32 protein-coding genes are annotated in these 19,994 nt (G+C 67.0%); all 32 read left to right on the top strand.

Annotation, left to right across the window (positions count from 1 at the left end; all coding sequences use genetic code 11):
* Positions 1-551: 551 nt before the first annotated feature.
* The 32 genes from rpsL to rpmJ all read left to right on the top strand — a co-directional run bounded on the left by rpsL (position 552) and on the right by rpmJ (position 19,783).
* Positions 552-923 carry a 30S ribosomal protein S12 gene (gene rpsL / locus ABD823_RS04910; RefSeq protein WP_012887826.1) on the top strand — a complete coding sequence of 124 codons (372 nt, stop codon included), beginning with the start codon at positions 552-554 and terminating at the stop codon, positions 921-923.
* 2 nt (positions 924-925) lie between these two features.
* A complete protein-coding gene (gene rpsG / locus ABD823_RS04905; protein WP_344856338.1) occupies positions 926-1,396 on the top strand; it encodes a 30S ribosomal protein S7 in 471 nt (156 codons plus the stop codon).
* A gap of 36 nt (positions 1,397-1,432) precedes the next feature.
* Positions 1,433-3,532, top strand: coding sequence for an elongation factor G (gene fusA, locus ABD823_RS04900; protein WP_344856336.1), 2,100 nt, complete (start codon positions 1,433-1,435; stop codon positions 3,530-3,532).
* Positions 3,533-3,619: 87 nt separating this feature from the next.
* Positions 3,620-4,813, top strand: coding sequence for an elongation factor Tu (tuf, locus tag ABD823_RS04895; RefSeq protein WP_344856335.1), 1,194 nt, complete (start codon positions 3,620-3,622; stop codon positions 4,811-4,813).
* Between the two features lie 331 nt (positions 4,814-5,144).
* On the top strand, positions 5,145-5,453 hold the full coding sequence (gene rpsJ / locus ABD823_RS04890; protein WP_012887830.1) for a 30S ribosomal protein S10: 309 nt from the start codon (positions 5,145-5,147) through the stop codon (positions 5,451-5,453).
* A 14-nt stretch (positions 5,454-5,467) separates the two neighbouring features.
* A complete protein-coding gene (rplC, locus tag ABD823_RS04885; protein ID WP_344856333.1) occupies positions 5,468-6,121 on the top strand; it encodes a 50S ribosomal protein L3 in 654 nt (217 codons plus the stop codon).
* Positions 6,118-6,765, top strand: a complete 648-nt coding sequence (rplD, locus tag ABD823_RS04880) for a 50S ribosomal protein L4 (RefSeq protein ID WP_344856331.1) — start codon at positions 6,118-6,120, stop codon at positions 6,763-6,765. The genes rplC and rplD overlap by 4 nt, the downstream gene beginning before the upstream one ends.
* Positions 6,765-7,064, top strand: a complete 300-nt coding sequence (gene rplW, locus ABD823_RS04875) for a 50S ribosomal protein L23 (RefSeq protein ID WP_068896534.1) — start codon at positions 6,765-6,767, stop codon at positions 7,062-7,064. Before rplD ends, rplW begins: the two co-directional genes overlap by 1 nt.
* Positions 7,065-7,152: 88 nt before the next feature.
* Positions 7,153-7,989 carry a 50S ribosomal protein L2 gene (gene rplB, locus ABD823_RS04870; RefSeq protein WP_344856329.1) on the top strand — a complete coding sequence of 279 codons (837 nt, stop codon included), beginning with the start codon at positions 7,153-7,155 and terminating at the stop codon, positions 7,987-7,989.
* A gap of 11 nt (positions 7,990-8,000) precedes the next feature.
* Entirely contained in the window at positions 8,001-8,279 is a 279-nt protein-coding gene (gene rpsS, locus ABD823_RS04865; RefSeq protein WP_344856327.1) for a 30S ribosomal protein S19, read from the top strand.
* A gap of 114 nt (positions 8,280-8,393) precedes the next feature.
* A complete protein-coding gene (gene rplV, locus ABD823_RS04860; RefSeq protein WP_068921169.1) occupies positions 8,394-8,747 on the top strand; it encodes a 50S ribosomal protein L22 in 354 nt (117 codons plus the stop codon).
* Positions 8,747-9,583 carry a 30S ribosomal protein S3 gene (gene rpsC, locus ABD823_RS04855; RefSeq protein WP_344856326.1) on the top strand — a complete coding sequence of 279 codons (837 nt, stop codon included), beginning with the start codon at positions 8,747-8,749 and terminating at the stop codon, positions 9,581-9,583. Before rplV ends, rpsC begins: the two co-directional genes overlap by 1 nt.
* A gap of 2 nt (positions 9,584-9,585) precedes the next feature.
* Positions 9,586-10,005 (top strand): 50S ribosomal protein L16, encoded by a 420-nt coding sequence (gene rplP, locus ABD823_RS04850; protein ID WP_067130055.1) that lies wholly within the window; start codon positions 9,586-9,588, stop codon positions 10,003-10,005.
* On the top strand, positions 10,005-10,241 hold the full coding sequence (gene rpmC, locus ABD823_RS04845) for a 50S ribosomal protein L29 (RefSeq protein ID WP_055507390.1): 237 nt from the start codon (positions 10,005-10,007) through the stop codon (positions 10,239-10,241). The genes rplP and rpmC overlap by 1 nt, the downstream gene beginning before the upstream one ends.
* The gene (gene rpsQ / locus ABD823_RS04840; RefSeq protein ID WP_344856322.1) at positions 10,234-10,515 is read left to right on the top strand and encodes a 30S ribosomal protein S17; all 282 of its coding nucleotides are present in this window, start codon (positions 10,234-10,236) and stop codon (positions 10,513-10,515) included. The genes rpmC and rpsQ overlap by 8 nt, the downstream gene beginning before the upstream one ends.
* Positions 10,516-10,723: 208 nt before the next feature.
* Entirely contained in the window at positions 10,724-11,092 is a 369-nt protein-coding gene (rplN, locus tag ABD823_RS04835; RefSeq protein ID WP_344856320.1) for a 50S ribosomal protein L14, read from the top strand.
* A gap of 9 nt (positions 11,093-11,101) precedes the next feature.
* On the top strand, positions 11,102-11,392 hold the full coding sequence (gene rplX, locus ABD823_RS04830; RefSeq protein ID WP_344856579.1) for a 50S ribosomal protein L24: 291 nt from the start codon (positions 11,102-11,104) through the stop codon (positions 11,390-11,392).
* Positions 11,392-11,961, top strand: a complete 570-nt coding sequence (gene rplE / locus ABD823_RS04825) for a 50S ribosomal protein L5 (protein ID WP_344856319.1) — start codon at positions 11,392-11,394, stop codon at positions 11,959-11,961. Before rplX ends, rplE begins: the two co-directional genes overlap by 1 nt.
* Positions 11,962-11,963: 2 nt before the next feature.
* Positions 11,964-12,149 (top strand): type Z 30S ribosomal protein S14, encoded by a 186-nt coding sequence (locus ABD823_RS04820; protein ID WP_068896544.1) that lies wholly within the window; start codon positions 11,964-11,966, stop codon positions 12,147-12,149.
* A gap of 146 nt (positions 12,150-12,295) precedes the next feature.
* The gene (gene rpsH, locus ABD823_RS04815; protein ID WP_344856316.1) at positions 12,296-12,694 is read left to right on the top strand and encodes a 30S ribosomal protein S8; all 399 of its coding nucleotides are present in this window, start codon (positions 12,296-12,298) and stop codon (positions 12,692-12,694) included.
* A 16-nt stretch (positions 12,695-12,710) separates the two neighbouring features.
* On the top strand, positions 12,711-13,253 hold the full coding sequence (rplF, locus tag ABD823_RS04810) for a 50S ribosomal protein L6 (protein WP_344856314.1): 543 nt from the start codon (positions 12,711-12,713) through the stop codon (positions 13,251-13,253).
* A 2-nt stretch (positions 13,254-13,255) separates the two neighbouring features.
* Positions 13,256-13,639, top strand: a complete 384-nt coding sequence (gene rplR / locus ABD823_RS04805) for a 50S ribosomal protein L18 (RefSeq protein WP_344856313.1) — start codon at positions 13,256-13,258, stop codon at positions 13,637-13,639.
* Positions 13,640-13,700: 61 nt separating this feature from the next.
* Positions 13,701-14,333 carry a 30S ribosomal protein S5 gene (gene rpsE / locus ABD823_RS04800; RefSeq protein WP_344856311.1) on the top strand — a complete coding sequence of 211 codons (633 nt, stop codon included), beginning with the start codon at positions 13,701-13,703 and terminating at the stop codon, positions 14,331-14,333.
* A gap of 3 nt (positions 14,334-14,336) precedes the next feature.
* Positions 14,337-14,519 carry a 50S ribosomal protein L30 gene (gene rpmD, locus ABD823_RS04795; protein WP_344856310.1) on the top strand — a complete coding sequence of 61 codons (183 nt, stop codon included), beginning with the start codon at positions 14,337-14,339 and terminating at the stop codon, positions 14,517-14,519.
* A gap of 2 nt (positions 14,520-14,521) precedes the next feature.
* Complete coding sequence (gene rplO / locus ABD823_RS04790; protein WP_344856308.1) at positions 14,522-14,977, top strand: 50S ribosomal protein L15; 456 nt, start codon at positions 14,522-14,524, stop codon at positions 14,975-14,977.
* A gap of 190 nt (positions 14,978-15,167) precedes the next feature.
* The gene (secY, locus tag ABD823_RS04785; protein WP_344856306.1) at positions 15,168-16,481 is read left to right on the top strand and encodes a preprotein translocase subunit SecY; all 1,314 of its coding nucleotides are present in this window, start codon (positions 15,168-15,170) and stop codon (positions 16,479-16,481) included.
* On the top strand, positions 16,481-17,131 hold the full coding sequence (locus ABD823_RS04780) for an adenylate kinase (RefSeq protein WP_344856304.1): 651 nt from the start codon (positions 16,481-16,483) through the stop codon (positions 17,129-17,131). Before secY ends, ABD823_RS04780 begins: the two co-directional genes overlap by 1 nt.
* A gap of 133 nt (positions 17,132-17,264) precedes the next feature.
* Complete coding sequence (map, locus tag ABD823_RS04775; RefSeq protein WP_344856302.1) at positions 17,265-18,086, top strand: type I methionyl aminopeptidase; 822 nt, start codon at positions 17,265-17,267, stop codon at positions 18,084-18,086.
* Between the two features lie 37 nt (positions 18,087-18,123).
* Complete coding sequence (locus ABD823_RS04770; protein ID WP_344856300.1) at positions 18,124-18,573, top strand: DUF1707 SHOCT-like domain-containing protein; 450 nt, start codon at positions 18,124-18,126, stop codon at positions 18,571-18,573.
* 106 nt (positions 18,574-18,679) lie between these two features.
* The gene (locus ABD823_RS04765; RefSeq protein ID WP_344856298.1) at positions 18,680-19,150 is read left to right on the top strand and encodes a hypothetical protein; all 471 of its coding nucleotides are present in this window, start codon (positions 18,680-18,682) and stop codon (positions 19,148-19,150) included.
* A gap of 273 nt (positions 19,151-19,423) precedes the next feature.
* Positions 19,424-19,645, top strand: coding sequence for a translation initiation factor IF-1 (gene infA, locus ABD823_RS04760; RefSeq protein ID WP_012887858.1), 222 nt, complete (start codon positions 19,424-19,426; stop codon positions 19,643-19,645).
* Between the two features lie 24 nt (positions 19,646-19,669).
* Positions 19,670-19,783, top strand: coding sequence for a 50S ribosomal protein L36 (gene rpmJ, locus ABD823_RS04755; RefSeq protein ID WP_003956441.1), 114 nt, complete (start codon positions 19,670-19,672; stop codon positions 19,781-19,783).
* Positions 19,784-19,994: the final 211 nt, after the last annotated feature.

Genomic DNA, 19,994 nt, shown 5'->3' with positions numbered 1-19,994 from the left:
GATAAAAACGGATAAAGAAGACCCATAGAGGGACCCGGGCGCCGTGTCCGTCTATGGGTCTTCTTTATCCGTTTTTATCCGCTATATCCGTTGGTCTGGCTTGACCCGATCTTTGCGGCGAAAGCTGTACGTTATGAGGAGAACGGCCGGAGGGGTCATCCGGAGCGGGTAAACTCCTGAGGGGATCTGACGTGATCGGCCGGTGGACCGGTCGCGGAAGCCATGATCACGAATGCGGACGTCCGCGCCGCTGCCCGGCCGGGTGTGACGTTTTGACGTGTCGCACTTGACTGGGTAGTCTCTCTCTTCGTGCCCGTGGCTTCATGGGCCCTTCACGCGTGCGCGTCGGCAGGTTTCCCGCGGGGAGTCGACAGGGGCGCCGTGTGAATTCCCTCCGCCGGCCCGGCCCGTTCCGGGGTGTGGCGCGACAAGAGCGCGACACGCCCGACCGCGTGGGTCGGAGCGGACGGAAAAACAGCAGGTCATGACACCGGCAGTACCTGCGAAATGCACGACCATTCGAATCACCGGCAAGCACGAACGGAGACGCGGTGCCTACGATTCAGCAGCTGGTCCGCAAGGGCCGCCAGGACAAGGTCACCAAGACCAAGACACCGGCGCTCAAGGCCAGCCCCCAGCGACGCGGCACCTGCATGCGCGTTTACACCACGACCCCCAAGAAGCCGAACTCCGCGCTCCGCAAGGTCGCGCGTGTCCGGCTCACCAACGGCATCGAGGTCACGGCCTACATCCCGGGTGTCGGCCACAACCTCCAGGAGCACAGCATCGTGCTCGTCCGCGGTGGTCGTGTGAAGGACCTGCCGGGTGTTCGCTACAAGATCATCCGTGGTTCGCTGGACACCCAGGGCGTTCGCAACCGCAAGCAGGCCCGTAGCCGTTACGGCGCGAAGAAGGAGAAGTAAGAATGCCTCGCAAGGGTTCTCCTGGCCGCCGTCAGCTCATGGCTGACCCGGTCCACAACTCGCCGTTGGTCACCGCGCTCATCAACAAGGTGCTCCTGGACGGCAAGCGCTCCATCGCGCAGTCGATCGTCTACGGCGCCCTCGAGGGGTGCAGGGAGAAGACGGGCAACGACCCGGTCGTCACCCTGAAGCGCGCGCTGGACAACGTCAAGCCGACCCTCGAGGTCCGCAGCCGCCGGGTCGGCGGCGCCACCTACCAGGTCCCGGTCGAGGTCCGCGCCGCGCGCAGCACCACCCTGGCCCTGCGCTGGCTGGTGCAGTACGCCCGGGCCCGCCGCGAGAAGACGATGACCGAGCGCCTCATGAACGAGCTCCTCGACGCCAGCAACGGCCTCGGTGCGAGCGTCAAGAAGCGCGAGGACACCCACAAGATGGCCGAGTCCAACAAGGCCTTCGCCCACTACCGCTGGTAACAGCGGGTCCGACGAGACGACGAGGACGCGAGAGAAGTGGCCACCACGACCGCTCTTGACCTGGCCAAGGTCCGCAACATCGGGATCATGGCCCACATCGACGCGGGCAAGACCACGACGACCGAGCGCATCCTGTTCTACACCGGCATCACCTACAAGATCGGTGAGGTCCACGAGGGCGCAGCCACGATGGACTGGATGGAGCAGGAGCAGGAGCGTGGTATCACCATCACCTCCGCCGCGACCACCTGCGAGTGGCTCGGCCACACGATCAACATCATCGACACGCCGGGGCACGTGGACTTCACCATCGAGGTGGAGCGTTCGCTGCGCGTCCTCGACGGTGCCGTCGCGGTGTTCGACGGTGTGGCGGGTGTCGAGCCCCAGTCCGAGACGGTCTGGCGCCAGGCCGACCGTTACGAAGTGCCCCGCATCTGCTTCGTCAACAAGATGGACCGGGTCGGCGCGGAGTTCCACCGCTGCGTCGACATGATGGTCAGCCGGCTGAACGCGACCCCCGCGGTCATCCAGCTTCCCTGGGGCGTCGAGGCGGGCTTCAAGGGCGTCATCGACCTGGTGAAGATGAAGGGCCTGCTCTGGAGCGCGGAGACGGCCAAGGGCGAGATGTACGAGACCGTGGACATCCCGGCGGACTACGCCGAGACCGCCCGCGAGTGGCGTGACAAGCTCGTCGAGACCGTCGCCGAGAACGACGACCAGCTGATGGAGCTCTTCCTGGAGGGCGTCGAGCCCACCGAGGAGCAGCTGGTGGCGGCCATCCGCCGCGCCACGCTGGCCAGCGCCGTCAACCCGGTCCTGTGCGGCACCGCGTTCAAGAACAAGGGCATCCAGCCCCTGCTCGACGCGATCGTCGCCTACCTCCCCGCGCCGACCGACATCCCGGCCTTCAAGGGTCACTCGGTCAAGGACGAGGCGGAGGTCGTCGAGCGTCACGCGGACGTCAACGAGCCGTTCTCGGCTCTGGCCTTCAAGATCATGAGCGACCCGCACCTGGGCAAGCTCACCTACATCCGCCTCTACTCGGGCACGCTCGAGGCCGGCTCCAGCGTCATCAACGCTGGTAAGGGCAAGAAGGAGCGGATCGGCAAGATCTACCAGATGCACGCGAACAAGCGCGAGGAGCGCTCGTCCGCGCACGCCGGTCAGATCGTCGCCGTCATGGGCCTGAAGGACACCACCACCGGTGACACCCTGTGCGACCCGGCCAACCCGGTCGTCCTGGAGTCCATGACGTTCCCGGCCCCGGTCATCAACGTCGCGATCGAGCCCAAGACCAAGGGCGACCAGGAGAAGCTCAGCACCGCCATCCAGCGGCTGGCCGAGGAGGACCCGTCCTTCCAGGTCCGCCGGGACGAGGAGACCGGTCAGACGGTCATCTGGGGCATGGGCGAGCTCCACCTGGAGATCCTTGTCGACCGGATGCGCCGCGAGTTCAAGGTCGAGGCCAACGTCGGCCGCCCGCAGGTGGCCTACCGTGAGACCATCCGCCGCAAGGTGGAGAAGGTCGAGTACACGCACAAGAAGCAGACCGGTGGTTCCGGTCAGTTCGGTCGCGTCATCATCGACCTGGAGCCGCTCGGCGAGGGCAACGACGGCTACGAGTTCGTCAACGCCGTCACCGGTGGCCGCATCCCGCGGGAGTACATCCCGTCGGTCGACGCGGGATGCCAGGAGGCCGCCGAGTTCGGCGTGCTGGCCGGCTACCCGATGGTCGGGGTGAAGGTCACCCTGCAGGACGGTGCCTACCACGAGGTGGACTCGTCCGAAATGGCCTTCAAGATCGCTGGCTCGATGGCCTTCAAGGAGGCCGCGCGCAAGGCGGACGCCGTAATCCTGGAGCCGGTGATGGCCGTCGAGGTCACCACCCCCGAGGACTACATGGGTGACGTCATCGGTGACCTCAACGGTCGCCGCGGGCAGATCCGTGCGATGGACGAGCGCGCAGGCGCCCGTGTCATCCAGGCGCTCGTGCCCCTCTCTGAGATGTTCGGCTACGTGGGTGACCTCCGTGGCAAGACGCAGGGACGTGCGAGCTTCAGCATGCAGTTCGACTCCTACGCGGAAGTGCCCCAGCACATCGCCAAGGAGATCGTCGCGAAGGTCCGGGGCGAGTAGTTCTCCGCCGGCCCCCTCGGGGGCCGGCTGTCCCGAACCCGAGTGAACAGACGAAAGTCAAGTCAGAATCTCTAAGGAGACAGACCAGTGGCCAAGGCCAAGTTCGAGCGGACCAAGCCGCACGTAAACATCGGCACCATTGGGCACATCGACCACGGCAAGACCACTCTGACCGCGGCGATCACCAAGGTGCTCCACGAGCGTTACCCTGAGCTCAACGAGGCGACCCCGTTCGACAAGATCGACAAGGCGCCCGAGGAGAAGGCCCGCGGTATCACCATCTCCATCGCCCACGTCGAGTACCAGACCGAGAAGCGCCACTACGCCCACGTGGACTGCCCCGGTCACGCCGACTACGTCAAGAACATGATCACCGGTGCGGCCCAGATGGACGGCGCGATCCTCGTGGTCGCCGCCACCGACGGCCCGATGCCGCAGACGAAGGAGCACGTCCTCCTGGCCCGCCAGGTCGGCGTTCCCTACATCGTCGTGGCCCTCAACAAGGCCGACATGGTCGACGACGAGGAGATCCTGGAGCTCGTCGAGCTCGAGGTCCGCGAGCTGCTCTCGGCTCAGGAGTTCCCCGGCGACGACGTGCCGGTCGTGCGCGTCTCCGCTCTGAAGGCCCTCGAGGGCGACCAGAAGTGGGGCGACAGCATCATCGAGCTGATGAACGCCGTCGACGAGAACGTGCCGGAGCCGACCCGCGACATCGACAAGCCGTTCCTGATGCCGATCGAGGACGTCTTCTCGATCACCGGTCGCGGCACCGTCGTCACCGGCCGTATCGAGCGCGGCATCATCAAGGTCAACGAGACCGTCGACATCATCGGCATCAAGCCGGAGAAGACCACCACCACGGTCACCGGTGTCGAGATGTTCCGCAAGCTGCTCGACGAGGGCCAGGCCGGTGACAACGTCGGTCTGCTCCTCCGCGGCATCAAGCGCGAGGACGTCGAGCGCGGCCAGTGCATCATCAAGCCGGGCACCACGACCCCGCACACCGAGTTCGAGGCCCAGGTCTACATCCTGGCCAAGGACGAGGGCGGCCGCCACACGCCGTTCTTCAACAACTACCGTCCGCAGTTCTACTTCCGTACGACTGACGTGACCGGTGTCGTCCACCTGCCCGAGGGCACCGAGATGGTCATGCCGGGCGACAACACCGAGATGCGTGTCGAGCTCATCCAGCCGATCGCGATGGAGGAGGGCCTCAAGTTCGCGATCCGTGAGGGTGGCCGCACCGTCGGTGCCGGCAACGTCACGAAGATCCTCAAGTAGTACGACCGCGGAGCGGCGGCCGGCCCTCCACCAGGAGGCCGCCCGCCGCACCACGCGGGGGCTCCCGCAGTCCTCGCGAGCGCCCCACGAACCGTGATCTCGCAGCTGTTTCGGCCGTGGAAGTGACCGAAGCAACTGCCAGATCACGGAAGAAAGCGCAGACCGGAAGCGTCTGCTACGTGGGACCCAGGGAGAGGGAGTCGAGCCGGGCACGGCCGGGCCGTCGAGGACGGACCGGAAACGTGCACGGTGAGACGGACTCGACCCGCATATAGCGGCCACCGGCCGCATGTAACTTTTTCAGACGACAGCGAAGGACACCGAGGCCATCATGGCGGGACAGAAGATCCGCATCCGGCTCAAGGCCTATGACCACGAGGTCATCGACAGCTCGGCCAAGAAGATCGTCGAGACGGTGACGCGGACTGGCGCTAAGGTCGCGGGCCCGGTTCCGCTGCCGACGGAGAAGAACGTGTACTGCGTCATCCGCTCGCCGCACAAGTACAAGGACAGCCGCGAGCACTTCGAGATGCGCACGCACAAGCGGCTGATTGACATCATCGACCCGACGCCGAAGACGGTCGACTCGCTCATGCGACTCGACCTCCCCGCCGGCGTCGACATCTCGATCAAGCTCTGAGGGAACGCACTGACATGGCTAAGCAGATCAAGGGCGTCCTGGGCAAGAAGCTCGGCATGACCCAGGTCTTCGACGCGGACAACCGAATGGTCCCGGTGACCGTGGTCGAGGCCGGTCCGTGCGTCGTGACCCGCGTCCGCACCCCCGAGAAGGACGGCTACTCCGCCGTTCAGCTCGGCTTCGGGCAGGTCGACCCGCGGAAGGTCAACAAGCCGCTCGGCGACTACCTGCGCAAGCACGACATCACCCCGCGCCGTTACTTCGCGGAGATCCGCACGGACGACGCGAGCGAGTACACCATCGGCCAGGAGATCACCGCCGAGGCGTTCGAGGCCGGCCAGTTCGTCGACGTGACGGGCAAGAGCAAGGGCAAGGGCTTCGCCGGTGTCATGAAGCGCCACGGCTTCGGCGGTCTGGGCGCCTCGCACGGTACCCAGCGCAAGCACCGCTCGCCGGGCTCCATCGGCGGCTGCGCCACCCCGGGCCGCGTCTTCAAGGGCCTGCGCATGGCCGGTCGGATGGGCAACGTCCGCACCACCATCCAGAGCCTGAAGGTCCACGCCGTGGACGCCGAGAAGGGCCTCATCCTCATCAAGGGTGCGGTTCCCGGTGCCAACGGCAGCCTGGTCCTCATCCGCACCGCTGCCAAGAAGGGGGCTGCCAAGTGAGCACCATTGACGTCCTCGACGCCAGCGGCGCCAAGGCCGGCTCGGTCGACCTGCCGGAGGACATCTTCGGCAGCAAGGTCAACATCCCGCTGATCCACCAGGTGGTCGTGGCCCAGCTCGCCGCCCGCCGGCAGGGCACCCACAAGGCCAAGACCCGCGGCGAGGTCAGCGGCGGCGGCAAGAAGCCGTACCGCCAGAAGGGCACCGGCCGCGCCCGCCAGGGTTCGACCCGCGCGCCGCAGTTCACCGGCGGTGGCACCGTCCACGGCCCGGTCCCGCGCGACTACTCGCAGCGGACCCCCAAGAAGATGAAGGCCGCCGCCCTGCGCGGGGCCCTCTCCGACCGGGCGAACGGCGGCCGCGTCCACGTGGTCAGCGGCCTGGTCACCGGCGACACCCCCAAGACCAAGGCGGCCCTCGAGTCGCTGCGGAAGATCACGCAGGCCCGTAGCGTCCTGGTCGTCGTCGACGAGGGCGACGAGCTCACGTGGCTGAGCCTGCGCAACGCCCCGGAGGTCCACCTGCTGGACGCCGGGCAGCTCAACACGTACGACGTGCTCTGCTACGACGACGTCGTTTTCACTCAGGAGGCGTACGACCAGGTCGTCGCGCGTCTGAGCAAGAGCGGGAAGGAAGACGCCTGATGGAGAAGATCGCCGACCCGCGTGACATCATCATCAAGCCGGTTGTCTCCGAGAAGAGCTACGGCCTGATCGACGAGCACAACAAGTACACGTTCCTGGTGCGGAAGACGGCCAACAAGACGCAGGTGAAGATCGCCATCGAGCAGATCTTCGGCGTCAAGGTGGCGAGCGTCAACACCATCAACCGCCAGGGCAAGCGCAAGCGGACCAAGTTCGGCTACGGCCAGCGCCCGAGCACCAAGCGTGCGATCGTGAGCCTGGTCGAGGGCGACCGGATCGACATCTTCGGTCAGGGCTGACCCGCTCGCAGTAAGTACGCGCCGAGCGCCCCCCGCCGGGAGGCGGGGGGCCTTCGGCCGGATAACCGACGAAGGATGAACGAAAAAGATGGGCATCCGTAAGTACAAGCCGACGACCCCGGGTCGCCGCGGCGCGAGTGTCTCGGACTTCGCCGAGATCACCCGCAGCCGGCCTGAGAAGTCGCTGCTTGCCCCCCTGCACAGCAAGGGCGGCCGCAACGTCCACGGCCGGGTCACGACCCGCCACCAGGGCGGCGGGCACAAGCGCGCCTACCGGATCATCGACTTCCGGCGCCACGACAAGGACGGGATCCCGGCCAAGGTCGCTCACATCGAGTACGACCCGAACCGCACCTCCCGCATCGCGCTGCTGCACTACGCCGACGGGGAGAAGCGCTACATCCTCTGCCCGACCGGCCTGAAGCAGGGCGACAGGATCGAGAACGGCCCCGCGGCCGACATCAAGCCGGGCAACTGCCTGCCGCTGCGCAACATCCCGACCGGTACCTTCATCCACGCGGTGGAGCTCCGTCCGGGCGGCGGCGCCAAGCTGGGCCGCTCCGCCGGTGCGCAGATCCAGCTCCTCGCCAAGGAGGGCCAGTACGCCACGCTGCGTATGCCGTCCGGTGAGATGCGCCAGGTCGACGTCCGCTGCCGGGCCTCCATCGGGCAGGTCGGCAACGCCGAGCAGGCCAACATCAACTGGGGTAAGGCCGGCCGTATGCGGTGGAAGGGCAAGCGCCCCACCGTCCGCGGTGTCGCGATGAACCCGGTCGACCACCCGCACGGTGGTGGTGAGGGTAAGACCTCCGGCGGTCGTCACCCGGTCAACCCCAAGGGCAAGCCCGAGGGCCGGACCCGCGCGGCGAACAAGGCCAGTGACCGCCTGATCATCCGTCGTCGGACCAAGCGGAAGAAGCGGTAGGAGCAGCCGAAATGCCACGTAGCCTTAAGAAGGGTCCCTTCGTGGACGACCACCTGATGAAGAAGGTGGACGCCCAGAACGAGAAGGGCACCAAGAACGTCATCAAGACGTGGTCGCGGCGCTCCATGATCGTGCCCGACATGATCGGCCACACGATCGCCGTGCACGACGGCCGCAAGCACGTCCCGGTGTTCGTCACCGAGGCGATGATCGGTCACAAGCTCGGGGAGTTCGCGCCCACGCGTACGTTCCGCAGCCACGTCAAGGAAGACCGCCGCAGCCGGCGGTAAGCGCCTGGGGAGGGGAAGTCCCGCCGGGCGGATCGGGAGGCGCCAGCCGTACCGATCCCCTCAGAGCGGGACGGACTCGACCGATACGAAGCAGAAGGTTAAGAGGAGTAAGCGATGGAAGCCAGGGCTCAGGTGCGGTTCGCGCGCCACACGCCCATGAAGGCCCGCCGCGTGGTGGACCTCATTCGCGGGCTGCCCGCTTCGGAGGCGCAGGCCGTGCTGCAGTTCGCTCCCCAGGCGGCGAGCGAGACCGTGTACAAGGTGCTCTCCAGCGCCATTGCGAACGCGGAGCACAACTTCAACCTCGACCGTGACACGCTCTTCGTGAGCCGTGCCTGGGTCGACGAGGGCCCGACCCTGAAGCGGTTCCGTCCCCGCGCGCAGGGCCGTGCCTATCGGATCAACAAGCGGACGAGCCACATCACCGTGATCGTGGAGTCCCGCGAGCCGAAGGGGAGGACCCGCTAGTGGGTCAGAAGGTCAACCCGCACGGGTTCCGCCTCGGCGTCACGACCGACTTCAAGAGCCGGTGGTATGCCGACAAGCTCTACAAGTCGTACGTCGCAGAGGACGTGGCGATCCGCCGCATGCTGAAGAAGGGCATGGAGCGGGCCGGCATTTCCAAGGTCGAGATCGAGCGGACCACCGACCGGGTTCAGGTCGACATCCACACCGCCCGTCCGGGCATCGTCATCGGCCGCCGCGGCGCCGAGGCGGACCGGATCCGGGGCGACCTCGAGAAGCTGACCAAGAAGCAGGTCCAGCTGAACATCCTCGAGGTCAAGAACCCCGAGATCGACGCCCAGCTCGTCGCCCAGGGCGTGGCCGAGCAGCTGTCCAGCCGTGTCTCGTTCCGGCGGGCCATGCGCAAGGCCATGCAGTCGGCGATGAAGAGCGGCGCCAAGGGCATCCGGGTGCAGTGCTCCGGCCGCCTGGGCGGCGCCGAGATGTCCCGCTCGGAGTTCTACCGCGAGGGCCGCGTGCCCCTGCACACGCTCCGCGCGGACATCGACTACGGCCTCTACGAGGCCCGCACCACCTTCGGCCGCATCGGCGTGAAGGTGTGGATCTACAAGGGCGAGGCTCCGACCAGCCGCGCCGAGCGCGAGGCGGCCGCCGCCGGTGCCCGTGCCGGCCAGCGTCGCGAGCGCGACGACCGTCGTGGCGGTGCCGACCGTCCGCGTCGCGGCGGTGACCGCCCGCGTCGCGGCGGCCGCGGTGACCGCGCCCCCAGGACCGAGGCGGCTTCGCAGGCCGCCCCCGAGACCGGCCCGGCTGCGCAGCCGGGTGCTGAAGGGAGCTGACCATGCTGATCCCGCGCAGGGTCAAGCACCGCAAGCAGCACCGGCCCGACCGCAGCGGTGCCGCCAAGGGCGGCACGCGCGTCGTGTTCGGCGAGTTCGGCATTCAGGCGCTTGAGCACTCCTACGTGACCAACCGCCAGATCGAGTCGGCTCGTATCGCCATGACCCGGCACATCCGCCGTGGCGGCAAGGTGTGGATCAACATCTACCCGGACCGTCCGCTCACCAAGAAGCCGGCCGAGACCCGTATGGGTTCCGGTAAGGGTTCGCCGGAGTGGTGGATCGCCAACGTCAAGCCCGGCCGCGTCATGTTCGAGCTCTCGGGTGTCGCCGAGCCCGTGGCCCGCGAGGCCATGCGCCGTGCGATGCACAAGCTCCCGATGAAGTGCCGGTTCGTCAAGCGTGAAGTGGGTGAGGCGTGATGGCTAAGGGCCTGACCGCCGGTGAGCTGCGGCTCGAGGACCAGGACACCCTGGTCCAGAAGCTGAAGGAAGCCAAGGAGGAGCTGTTCAACCTCCGCTTCCAGGCCGCGACCGGCCAGTTGGAGAGCCATGGGCGGCTGCGCGCCGTCCGCCGCGAGATCGCCCGTATCTACACCGTGATGCGCGAGCGGGAGCTCGGCATTGTGACGGTTGAGAAGGAGTCGAGCGATGGCTGAGGCAACGGAGAGCACGACCAGGGCGCGGAACTACCGCAAGACCCGCGAGGGTCTGGTCGTCAGTGACAAGATGGACAAGACCGTCGTCGTCGCTGTCGAGGACCGCGTCAAGCACCCGCTGTACGGCAAGGTCATCCGTCGGACGACCAAGTACAAGGCGCATGACGAGGCCAACGCCTGCGGCGTCGGCGACCGCGTCCTCCTGATGGAGACCCGGCCGCTCTCGGCCAGCAAGCGCTGGCGGGTCGTCGAGATCCTCGAGAAGGCCAAGTAAGCAACGCGCCTCGTGGGGGGTGGCAGGTCCACCCCCCACGATGGCGTCCAAGGGTGTGGGGGTCCGCCCCCGCACCGCCTGCGGCGGCGGTCCGCACGGGGCGGGGAGACCCGCCCGGGCGGGCTGTGGCCGGGGGAAAAAGACCACAGCAGGTTCCGCAAGGCTCATCCGCCCAGGATGAGAACCGGCGAGACACACAGGAGTAGACGTGATCCAGCAGGAGTCGCGACTCAAGGTCGCCGACAACACGGGTGCGAAGGAAGTCCTCTGCATCCGTGTGCTCGGCGGCTCGGGTCGGCGCTACGCGGGTATCGGCGATGTCATCGTCGCCACAGTCAAGGACGCCATTCCTGGCGGCACTGTGAAGAAGGGCGACGTCGTCAAGGCCGTCGTCGTCCGCACGGTGAAGGAGCACCGCCGGCCCGACGGCTCCTACATCCGCTTCGACGAGAACGCCGCGGTCATCATCAAGGACAGCGGTGACCCTCGCGGCACGCGTATCTTCGGTCCGGTCGGCCGCGAGCTGCGTGACAAGAAGTTCATGCGCATCATCTCGCTCGCGCCGGAGGTGTTGTAAATGCCGAAGCTGCACGTGAAGAAGGGTGACCTGGTCCAGGTCATCGCCGGTAAGGACAAGGGTGCCAAGGGTCGTGTGATCGCCGCTCTTCCGCGCGAGGACCGCGTGGTGGTCGAGGGCGTCAACATGATCAAGAAGCACTCCAAGGAGACCCTCCAGGGCCCGCGCGGCGCCAAGACCGGCGGCGTGCAGACCATGGAGGCCCCCATCCACGTGAGCAACGTCAAGAAGCTCAAGGATGACGAGAAGCCCGCGAAGAAGGCCGACAAGAAGGCCGACGAGTCGGGTGAGGACAACTGATGACTGCGACTTCCGAAGAGCGCACGCTCCCTCGCCTCAAGCAGCGCTACCGCGAAGAGATCGCTGCGAAGCTGCAGCAGGAGTTCGGGATCCCGAACGTCATGCTGATTCCCACGATCACCAAGATCAAGGTGAACATGGGCGTCGGCGAGGCCGCTCGCGACTCCAAGCTGATCGAGGGTGCCGTCCGTGACCTGACGGCCATCACCGGCCAGAAGCCGGCCGTGGTGCGGGCCCGCAAGTCCATCGCGCAGTTCAAGCTGCGGGAGGGCATGCCGATCGGCGCGCACGTCACGCTGCGCGGTGACCGCATGTGGGAGTTCCTGGACCGTCTGCTGTCCCTGGCGCTTCCCCGCATCCGCGACTTCCGCGGCCTGTCGCCGAAGCAGTTCGACGGCAACGGGAACTACACCTTCGGTCTCACCGAGCAGGTCATGTTCCACGAGATCGACCAGGACAAGGTCGACCGGCAGCGTGGCATGGACATCACGATCGTGACCACCGCCAAGACCGACGAGCAGGGCCGGGCGCTGCTGAAGCACCTCGGCTTCCCCTTCAAGGAGGCCTGATCATGGCGAAGACGTCGCTGAAGGTCAAGGCCGCTCGCAAGGCCAAGTTCGAGGTCCGGGCCTACACCCGGTGCTCGCGCTGTGGCCGTCCCCGCGCCGTGTTCCGGAAGTTCGGCCTGTGCCGCATCTGCTTCCGCGAGATGGCGCACCGGGGCGAGCTGCCCGGCATCACCAAGTCGAGCTGGTAGCCTCCCGCGCGGTCCCGTGCCGGCACGGGACCGCGCGGCGCCAGCCGTAGCAGAGAAGTCATATTCACCGGGCGCTGCCGTAGACGAGCGCCCATGACCACACCGAAGGTCCCTTGGGGAAACCGCGGTGAGGAAGGCCACCGGCCATGACGATGACCGACCCGATCGCAGACATGCTGACGCGTCTGCGTAACGCGAACTCGGCGTACCACGACACCGTGGCCATGCCGTACTCGAAGATCAAGGCGCACATCGCCGAGATCCTCCAGCAGGAGGGTTACATCCAGGCCTGGAGCGTCGAGGACGCCAAGGTCGGAAAGAACCTCGTGGTGGAGCTCAAGTTCGGGCCGAACCGGGAGCGTTCGCTCTCGGGCCTGCGCCGGGTTTCCAAGCCCGGTCTGCGGGTCTATGCAAAGAAGGACAACCTGCCCCGGGTCCTGGGCGGACTGGGCGTCGCGATCATCTCGACGTCCGGCGGCCTCATGACCGACAAGCAGGCCGGCAAGCGTGGTGTGGGCGGGGAAGTCCTCGCCTACGTTTGGTAGAAGGGAGGCATACAGCATGTCGCGAATCGGACGGCTGCCCATCCCTGTACCGAACGGCGTCGACGTCACCATCGACGGTCAGGATGTCACGGTCAAGGGTCCCAAGGGCACGCTCTCTCACACGGTCTCCGAGCCCATCAAGGTCGAGCGGGCCGAGGACGGCACTGTCGCCGTCACGCGCCCCAACGACGAGAACAAGAACCGTGCGCTGCACGGTCTGTCCCGCACGCTGATCGCCAACATGGTGACGGGCGTGACCCAGGGCTTCTCCAAGACCCTGGAGATCGTGGGCGTCGGTTACCGCGTCCAGGCCAAGGGCCCGACGCAGCTCGAATTCTCCCTGGGCTTCAGCCACCCGGTGATCGTGGACGCCCCCGAGGGCGTCACCTTCCGCGTCGAGAAGCCGACGCTGTTCCACGTGGACGGCATCGACAAGCAGAAGGTCGGCGAGATCGCCGCGAACATCCGCAAGCTGCGCAAGCCCGACCCCTACAAGGGCAAGGGCGTGCGTTACCAGGGCGAGGTTATCCGCCGCAAGGTCGGAAAGGCTGGTAAGTAGGCATGGCTGGCAAGACTGCGTTCGGCAAGCACACGGCCGCCCGCGCCGTCTCGCGGGCCCGCCGCCACGGCCGCGTCCGCAAGAAGGTGGTCGGTACGGCCGCGCGCCCGCGCCTGGTCGTCAACCGCTCCACCCGACACCTGTTCGTGCAGATCGTCGACGACACCCAGGGCCACACGCTGGTGAGCGCCTCCACCATGGAGAGCTCCCTGCGCTCGGCCGAGGGCGCCAAGACCGACAAGGCGAAGCAGGTCGGCGAGCTCATCGCTCAGCGGGCCAAGGCTGCCGGTATCTCCGCGGTCGTGTTCGACCGCGGTGGCAACCGCTACGCAGGCCGCATCGCGGCCCTCGCGGACAGCGCACGCGAAGGCGGGCTGGAGTTCTGATGACTCCGTCCCGAGGATCGCATCTGATGGCCCGTATGACGAATGAGAAGAGGAACCACTGATGGCCGGAGCTCCGCGTCGCGGTGGCGCCGCCGGTGGCGAGCGGCGTGACGGTCGTCGTGACGACCGCCGCGGTGGCAGCGCTGACAAGGGCGTCTCGTACATCGAGCGCGTCGTGAAGATCAACCGAGTGGCCAAGGTCGTGAAGGGCGGTCGGCGCTTCAGCTTCACCGCCCTGGTCGTCGTCGGCGACGGCAACGGCATGGTCGGCGTCGGTTACGGCAAGGCCAAGGAAGTCCCCGCGGCCATCGCCAAGGGTGTCGAAGAGGCGAAGAAGCACTTCTTCCGGGTGCCCCGCATCCAGGGCACCATCCCGCACATCGTGCAGGGTGAGGAGGCCGCGGGCGTCGTCTTCCTGCGCCCGGCCTCGCCGGGTACCGGTGTCATCGCCGGTGGTCCGGTGCGCGCCGTGCTGGAGTGCGCCGGCATCCACGACGTCCTGTCCAAGTCGCTCGGCTCGGACAACCCGATCAACATCGTGCACGCCACGGTGGCCGCTCTGAAGGGCCTCAGCCGGCCCGAGGAGATCGCCGCCCGCCGGGGTCTGCCGATCGAGGACGTCGCCCCCAAGGCGATGCTCAAGGCTCGTGCCGAGGGCATGGCGGAGGCCGCGGCGGCGAAGGCGGTGAGCTAGGCGATGGCGCGTCTGAAGATCACGCAGGTCCGCTCGAAGATCGGCGGCAAGCAGAACCAGCGCGACTCGCTGCGCTCGCTCGGTCTGAAGCGAATCGGTGACGTCGTCGTCAAGGAGGACCGCCCGGAGATCCGCGGCATGGTCGCCGTGGTGACGCACCTCGTCACCGTGGAAGAGGTCGACTAGACATGGCAGAGAACACTCCGCTCCGCATCCACCACCTGCGGCCGGCCCCGGGCGCCAACAAGCCGAAGATCCGCAAGGGTCGCGGTGAGGCCTCCAAGGGCAAGACCGCCGGTCGCGGCACCAAGGGCACGGCGGCCCGCAAGGGCGTCGCCCTCGGCTTCGAGGGCGGCCAGGTCCCGCTCCAGCGCCGTCTGCCCAAGTACAAGGGCTTCTCCAACGCCCTGTTCAAGACGACCTACCAGGTCGTCAACCTGGACAAGCTCGGTGAGCTGTTCCCCGAGGGTGGCGACGTCACCGTCGAGGCGCTGGTCGCCAAGGGCGCGGTCCGCAAGAACCAGCTCGTGAAGGTTCTGGGAACCGGCGAGATCTCCGTGGCGTTGAACGTGCGGGCGCACGCCTTCTCCGCCAGCGCCAAGGAGAAGATCGCCGCGGCCGGAGGCTCCGCCTCGGAGCTGTAAGGCCCCGAGCCGTAAGGCACGACACGAGGCGCGGAGGCTCGCTATGGGCCTCCGCGCCTGCGGTGCGTTAGAGTTCGCTGGACAATGGGTGTCAACTCATTTCCACGGACTCGTTGACTTGAGATAGCAAGATGGATCACCCCCGCACCATCGCTGACCGACCACGCCTTTCAGGCGCGCAGGAGGGACCGTGCTGACCGCGTTTACCCGAGCGTTCCGTACGCCGGACCTGCGCAAGAAGTTGCTCTTCACACTGGGCATCATCGCGCTGTTCCGTCTCGGCTCGGTTCTTCCGACTCCGGGTGTTCACACAGAAAACATCGCCCTGTGCCTCAAGGAGGCGCAGGCCGGCGATGCGGGCAATATCTACGGGATGGTGCAGCTCTTCAGCGGCGGTGCGCTGCTGAAGCTGTCGATCTTCGCGCTCGGCATCATGCCGTACATCACCGCGAGCATCATCCTGCAGCTGCTGGTCGTGGTCATCCCCCGTCTCGAAGCCCTCAAGAAGGAGGGCCAGGCGGGCCAGGCCAAGATCACTCAGTACACGCGTTACCTGACGGTCGCCCTGGCGGTCCTGCAGTCGACCGCCTTCATCGCGCTCGCGCGCAGCGGCCAGCTCTTCCCCGGCTGCCGGCAGGACGTCCTGCTGGACCCGGACGACATCTTCTCCATCGTGACGATGGTCACGGTGATGACCGCCGGCACCAGCGTGGTCATGTGGCTGGGCGAGCTCATCACCGACCGCGGCATCGGCAACGGCATGTCCATCCTGATCTTCACCCAGGTCATCGCGGTCTTCCCGTCCGAGCTGCTGAACATCGCCCGCCAGAAGGGCCTGTTCGTCTTCGGCGTCGTCATGGTCGTCGGCATCGCGATGATCGCCCTGGTCGTCATGGTCGAGCAGGCCCAGCGCCGCATCCCGGTGCAGTACGCCAAGCGCATGGTCGGCCGCCGGATGTACGGGGGGACCTCCACCTACATCCCGCTGAAGGTGAACCAGGCCGGCATCATCCCGGTCATCTTCGCCTCCTCGCTGCTCTACCTCCCGCAGCTGGTCACGACGCTCTTCAGCGGCACCGAGAACCCGAACGCGGTCGTGCAGTGGATCCAGCAGAACCTGGTCACCGGCGACACCCCGGCCTACATGATCACGTTCTTCCTGCTGATCGTCTTCTTCACCTACTTCTACGTGTCCATCACCTTCAACCCCGTTGAAGTGGCCGACAACATGAAGAAGTACGGTGGATTCATCCCGGGTATCCGCCCGGGACGCCCGACGGCCGAGTACCTCAGCTACGTACTCTCGCGGCTCACGGCTCCGGGATCGCTCTACCTGGGTCTGATCTCCATGGTGCCGATCGTCGCCCTGGCGCTCGTCGGCGCGAGCCAGAACTTCCCGTTCGGAGGCACGAGCATTCTGATCATGGTGGGTGTCGGTCTTGACACCGTGAAGCAGATCGAGAGCCAGCTGCAGCAGCGCAACTACGAAGGCTTCCTGAAGTAGTGCGCGTCGTGCTGGTGGGGCCCCCCGGAGCGGGTAAGGGGACGCAGGCCCAGTTCATCGCATCGAACCTGTCCATCCCGAAGATCTCGACAGGGGATATCTTCCGTGCCAACGTCTCGGGCGGTACGGAGCTCGGCAAGCTTGCCAAGGAGTACATGGACCGCGGCGACCTCGTGCCCGACGAGGTGACCATCGCGATGGTCCGCGACCGCCTCTCCGAGGACGACGCGCGGGACGGTTTCCTGCTCGACGGCTTCCCCAGGAACGTGCCCCAGGCCGAGATCCTGAAGAAGATGCTCGCGGAGTTCGGGGTCGCGCTGGACGTGGTCCTGGAGCTCGTGGTCGACGAGGACGAGGTGGTCCGCCGGCTGGCGGGCCGCCGTACGTGCAGCCAGTGCGGCCGCATCTGGCACGTCGACTTCGACGACAAGAAAGACGACGTCTGCGACGCCTGCGGCGGCGGCCTCTACCAGAGGGACGACGACAAAGAGGAGACCATCCGGCGTCGGCTGGAGGTCTACCAGGAGCAGACCGCTCCGCTCATCTCCTTCTACGCCGACGAGAAGATCCTCGTCGGGGTGGACGCCGCGGGCCCGGTGGAAGAGGTCACCCGGCGCGCGATGGAGGCCCTGGCGCCCTACGTCGACTGACGATCAGCATCCGGCACGCCACCCGCGGGGAGTCCCCGCGGGTGGCGTGCTGTCGTCAGGAGAAGCTCCTAGGGCACAATCGGGGGAATCGAGTTCCCGAATTGCCCGTTTAATCACCCCAGGGGGTGTGTACGTGTTCAAGAAGAACAGACACGGGATCCAGATCAAGACGCCCGAGCAGCTGGAGAAGATGCGGGCCGCGGGCCTGGTGGTCGGCCGGACGCTGCAGCTGCTGAAGGAGAGCGTGCAGCCGGGGATGACCCCGCTGGATCTCGACGCGATCGCGGAGAAGGCGATCAGGGACGAGGGGGCGATCCCCTCCTTCAAGGGGTACCAGGGCTTCCCGGCGACGATCTGCGCGTCGGTCAACGACGAGGTCGTGCACGGCATCCCGAGCGACCGCAGGAAGCTGCGCGAGGGCGACATCATCTCGATCGACTGCGGCGCCATCCTGGACGGCTGGCACGGCGACTCCGCCGTCACGGTCCCGGTAGGGGAGGTGGCCCCGGAGCTGACCGAGCTGATGCGGGTCACCGAGGAGGCCATGTGGCGGGGCATCGCCGCCCTCAAGGTGGGCGGTCACCTGTCCGACGTCGGGCACGAGGTGGAGAAGTACGTCCGCTCCCAGGGCCGCTACGGCATCCCGCAGGAGTACGGCGGGCACGGCATCGGCACCGAGATGCACATGGACCCCTGGGTCGCCAACCACGGCAAGCCCGGCCGGGGGCCGAAGCTGGAGGCCGGCATGTGCTTCGCGGTGGAGCCGATGGTCAACCTGGGCACCGCCCGGACCAAGGTCCTGGCCGACGACTGGACGGTCGTCACCGTCGACGGGAAGTACTCCGCGCACTTCGAGCACAGCGTCGCGGTGACACATAATGGACCGTGGGTGCTGACCGCGCTCGACGGGGGGAAAGAGCGGTTTGCCGACCTGCTGGGTGAGAGCGCGGGCTAGCGGCGATGCTGCCCGCCACGGCGAGCGGATGTGAGCGATGATGACGGCTGGTCCGCAGATGCGGGCGTCGGACGACGACAGGGACAAGGTCGCCTCGGTGCTCAGGGAGCACTACGCCCAGGGCCGTCTCACCGTCGAGGAGTTCGACGAGCGGCTGGAGCGGCTCTACGCGAGCAAGACGTACGGCGAGCTCGCCGTCCTCACCTCCGACCTGCCCGGCGTCGATCTGCGCAGCCTGCCCGAGGTCCCGTCCGGGCGCCGGCCGGAGCGCCCCGACCCGGGCCGCTCCCAGAAGACGGCCCTGCTCGCGATGTGGACCCCGTGGGCGGTGGCCGGCACGGTCAACTGGGTGGTCTGGTTCTCCATCGGCGCGGGCGACGGCTTCGACTTCCCCTATCCCTGGCCGCTGTGGGTGATGGGCCCCTGGGGGGCGGTCCTGCTGGTCGCCACCGTCCTGATGACGATCGCGGGCGACCGGAAGCCGTAATAGTGCACCCTCGGTGAGCTGTGTGCATTCCTCCGCAGAAGGGCGGATCGAATCTTCCTAACGTGAGCGGTGTCCGAACGACGCAGACCCCTCACAGGAGGAAGACATGAACAAGGTCCGCACCCTTCTCGCCGGCACCGCCGCCGCGGGCGTGCTCGCCGCCGGCCTGGCCGCGGCACCGGCGCAGGCGGCCGCCGCGGGCGCCGCCGCCCCGGCCGCCGTCCAGGGGGCGCAGGCGCCCAAGCACTTCTTCGGCCCCTACCACTCGGGGTTCGGCAAGGGCGAGAGCTTCGGCAGGCGGTCCTCCTTCAAGGGCTACTGGATCCAGCAGGGGGGCCGCTACTGGTTCCACGGCGACCTGTCCGACCGCGACCGCGACCGCCACTACAGCTACGTGTGGTTCAAGTGGCATGACAGGTCCGGCACCCACGTCAAGTACTACAAGACGTTCGGGAGCAGGCACTTCGGCGGGTTCGGCGGATTCAGGAAGAGCCACGGCTTCGACGACTTCAAGATCCGTGTCTGCGAGGGCGTCGACCGCTTCGACGACTGCGGCGGCTGGGGTGACGCCTTCTGACCGGCCGGGACGGCCGATCCGCGGGAGCCCGCCGGTGACACGCTCACCGGCGGGCTCTCCGCTGCTCCCGGCGGGTATGCTGGGCGGAGGTTGTGTCAAGCACCGGCCGTCGGTTTCGCATTTCATCGTCCGGTGTCGTACACTCCTTCTTCGGTTCACTATGACCATTGCGCCTCAGCCGGTGTCGCCGCCGCAGCTCTCATGCGAGGCGCAGGGTCGCGGCTGCTTAGTGTTCCGAAGCCTCAGACGACCGATCAGTGAAACGCGAGGGACATGGCCAAGAAAGACGGCGCCATCGAGATCGAGGGCACTGTGGTTGAGTCGCTCCCGAACGCTATGTTCCGGGTCCAGCTCGACAACGGCCATAAGGTCCTGGCCCACATCAGCGGGCGGATGCGCATGCATTACATCCGGATCCTTCCCGACGACCGGGTTGTCGTCGAACTGAGCCCCTACGACCTCAGTCGTGGGCGGATCGTCTACCGATACAAGTAAGCGTCTGAGGGACGAATAAGGACTATGAAGGTCAAGCCGAGCGTCAAGAAGATCTGCGACAAGTGCAAGGTGATCCGCCGGCACGGTCGCGTCATGGTGATCTGCGACAACCTGCGCCACAAGCAGCGCCAGGGCTAGTCGCGGAAGACAGGTCTCACGGAGTCCGCTCGCAAGAGGCGGACTCGATCCATGTGGGGCCACCGGAGAGGACGTCGTGTCCGCTGCGGCACGGGAGGCGCCGAGCGCCTGCCGGGCCCGGAGGGCGGGGGAGATCCGACCCGGAGAAACGGTAATCGCGGTTCACACCCGCGCAGGCGGTCGGCAGGCCGTACCACGCGGGAGACCCCCG

Source organism: Planomonospora alba, assembly GCF_039534085.1.
In the GTDB taxonomy this organism is placed as follows: domain Bacteria; phylum Actinomycetota; class Actinomycetes; order Streptosporangiales; family Streptosporangiaceae; genus Planomonospora_B; species Planomonospora_B alba.
This window is presented reverse-complemented; position numbering and strand designations above follow the sequence as displayed.

What these genes read in the sequence shown, in the direction of transcription:
- ABD823_RS04770 (WP_344856300.1), top strand. Translation starts at nt 18,124, where the DNA reads ATGATGACGGCTGGTCCGCAGATGCGGGCGTCGGACGACGACAGGGAC.
- ABD823_RS04820 (WP_068896544.1), top strand. Translation starts at nt 11,964, where the DNA reads ATGGCGAAGACGTCGCTGAAGGTCAAGGCCGCTCGCAAGGCCAAGTTC.
- rplV (WP_068921169.1), top strand. Translation starts at nt 8,394, where the DNA reads ATGGAAGCCAGGGCTCAGGTGCGGTTCGCGCGCCACACGCCCATGAAG.
- rpsS (WP_344856327.1), top strand. Translation starts at nt 8,001, where the DNA reads ATGCCACGTAGCCTTAAGAAGGGTCCCTTCGTGGACGACCACCTGATG.
- rplP (WP_067130055.1), top strand. Translation starts at nt 9,586, where the DNA reads ATGCTGATCCCGCGCAGGGTCAAGCACCGCAAGCAGCACCGGCCCGAC.
- rpmD (WP_344856310.1), top strand. Translation starts at nt 14,337, where the DNA reads ATGGCGCGTCTGAAGATCACGCAGGTCCGCTCGAAGATCGGCGGCAAG.
- rpsJ (WP_012887830.1), top strand. Translation starts at nt 5,145, where the DNA reads ATGGCGGGACAGAAGATCCGCATCCGGCTCAAGGCCTATGACCACGAG.
- ABD823_RS04765 (WP_344856298.1), top strand. Translation starts at nt 18,680, where the DNA reads ATGAACAAGGTCCGCACCCTTCTCGCCGGCACCGCCGCCGCGGGCGTG.
- rplO (WP_344856308.1), top strand. Translation starts at nt 14,522, where the DNA reads ATGGCAGAGAACACTCCGCTCCGCATCCACCACCTGCGGCCGGCCCCG.
- rpmJ (WP_003956441.1), top strand. Translation starts at nt 19,670, where the DNA reads ATGAAGGTCAAGCCGAGCGTCAAGAAGATCTGCGACAAGTGCAAGGTG.
- rpmC (WP_055507390.1), top strand. Translation starts at nt 10,005, where the DNA reads ATGGCTAAGGGCCTGACCGCCGGTGAGCTGCGGCTCGAGGACCAGGAC.
- rplC (WP_344856333.1), top strand. Translation starts at nt 5,468, where the DNA reads ATGGCTAAGCAGATCAAGGGCGTCCTGGGCAAGAAGCTCGGCATGACC.
- rplF (WP_344856314.1), top strand. Translation starts at nt 12,711, where the DNA reads ATGTCGCGAATCGGACGGCTGCCCATCCCTGTACCGAACGGCGTCGAC.
- rplB (WP_344856329.1), top strand. Translation starts at nt 7,153, where the DNA reads ATGGGCATCCGTAAGTACAAGCCGACGACCCCGGGTCGCCGCGGCGCG.
- rplW (WP_068896534.1), top strand. Translation starts at nt 6,765, where the DNA reads ATGGAGAAGATCGCCGACCCGCGTGACATCATCATCAAGCCGGTTGTC.
- rpsE (WP_344856311.1), top strand. Translation starts at nt 13,701, where the DNA reads ATGGCCGGAGCTCCGCGTCGCGGTGGCGCCGCCGGTGGCGAGCGGCGT.
- rplR (WP_344856313.1), top strand. Translation starts at nt 13,256, where the DNA reads ATGGCTGGCAAGACTGCGTTCGGCAAGCACACGGCCGCCCGCGCCGTC.
- infA (WP_012887858.1), top strand. Translation starts at nt 19,424, where the DNA reads ATGGCCAAGAAAGACGGCGCCATCGAGATCGAGGGCACTGTGGTTGAG.
- rpsH (WP_344856316.1), top strand. Translation starts at nt 12,296, where the DNA reads ATGACGATGACCGACCCGATCGCAGACATGCTGACGCGTCTGCGTAAC.
- rpsG (WP_344856338.1), top strand. Translation starts at nt 926, where the DNA reads ATGCCTCGCAAGGGTTCTCCTGGCCGCCGTCAGCTCATGGCTGACCCG.
- rpsQ (WP_344856322.1), top strand. Translation starts at nt 10,234, where the DNA reads ATGGCTGAGGCAACGGAGAGCACGACCAGGGCGCGGAACTACCGCAAG.
- rplE (WP_344856319.1), top strand. Translation starts at nt 11,392, where the DNA reads ATGACTGCGACTTCCGAAGAGCGCACGCTCCCTCGCCTCAAGCAGCGC.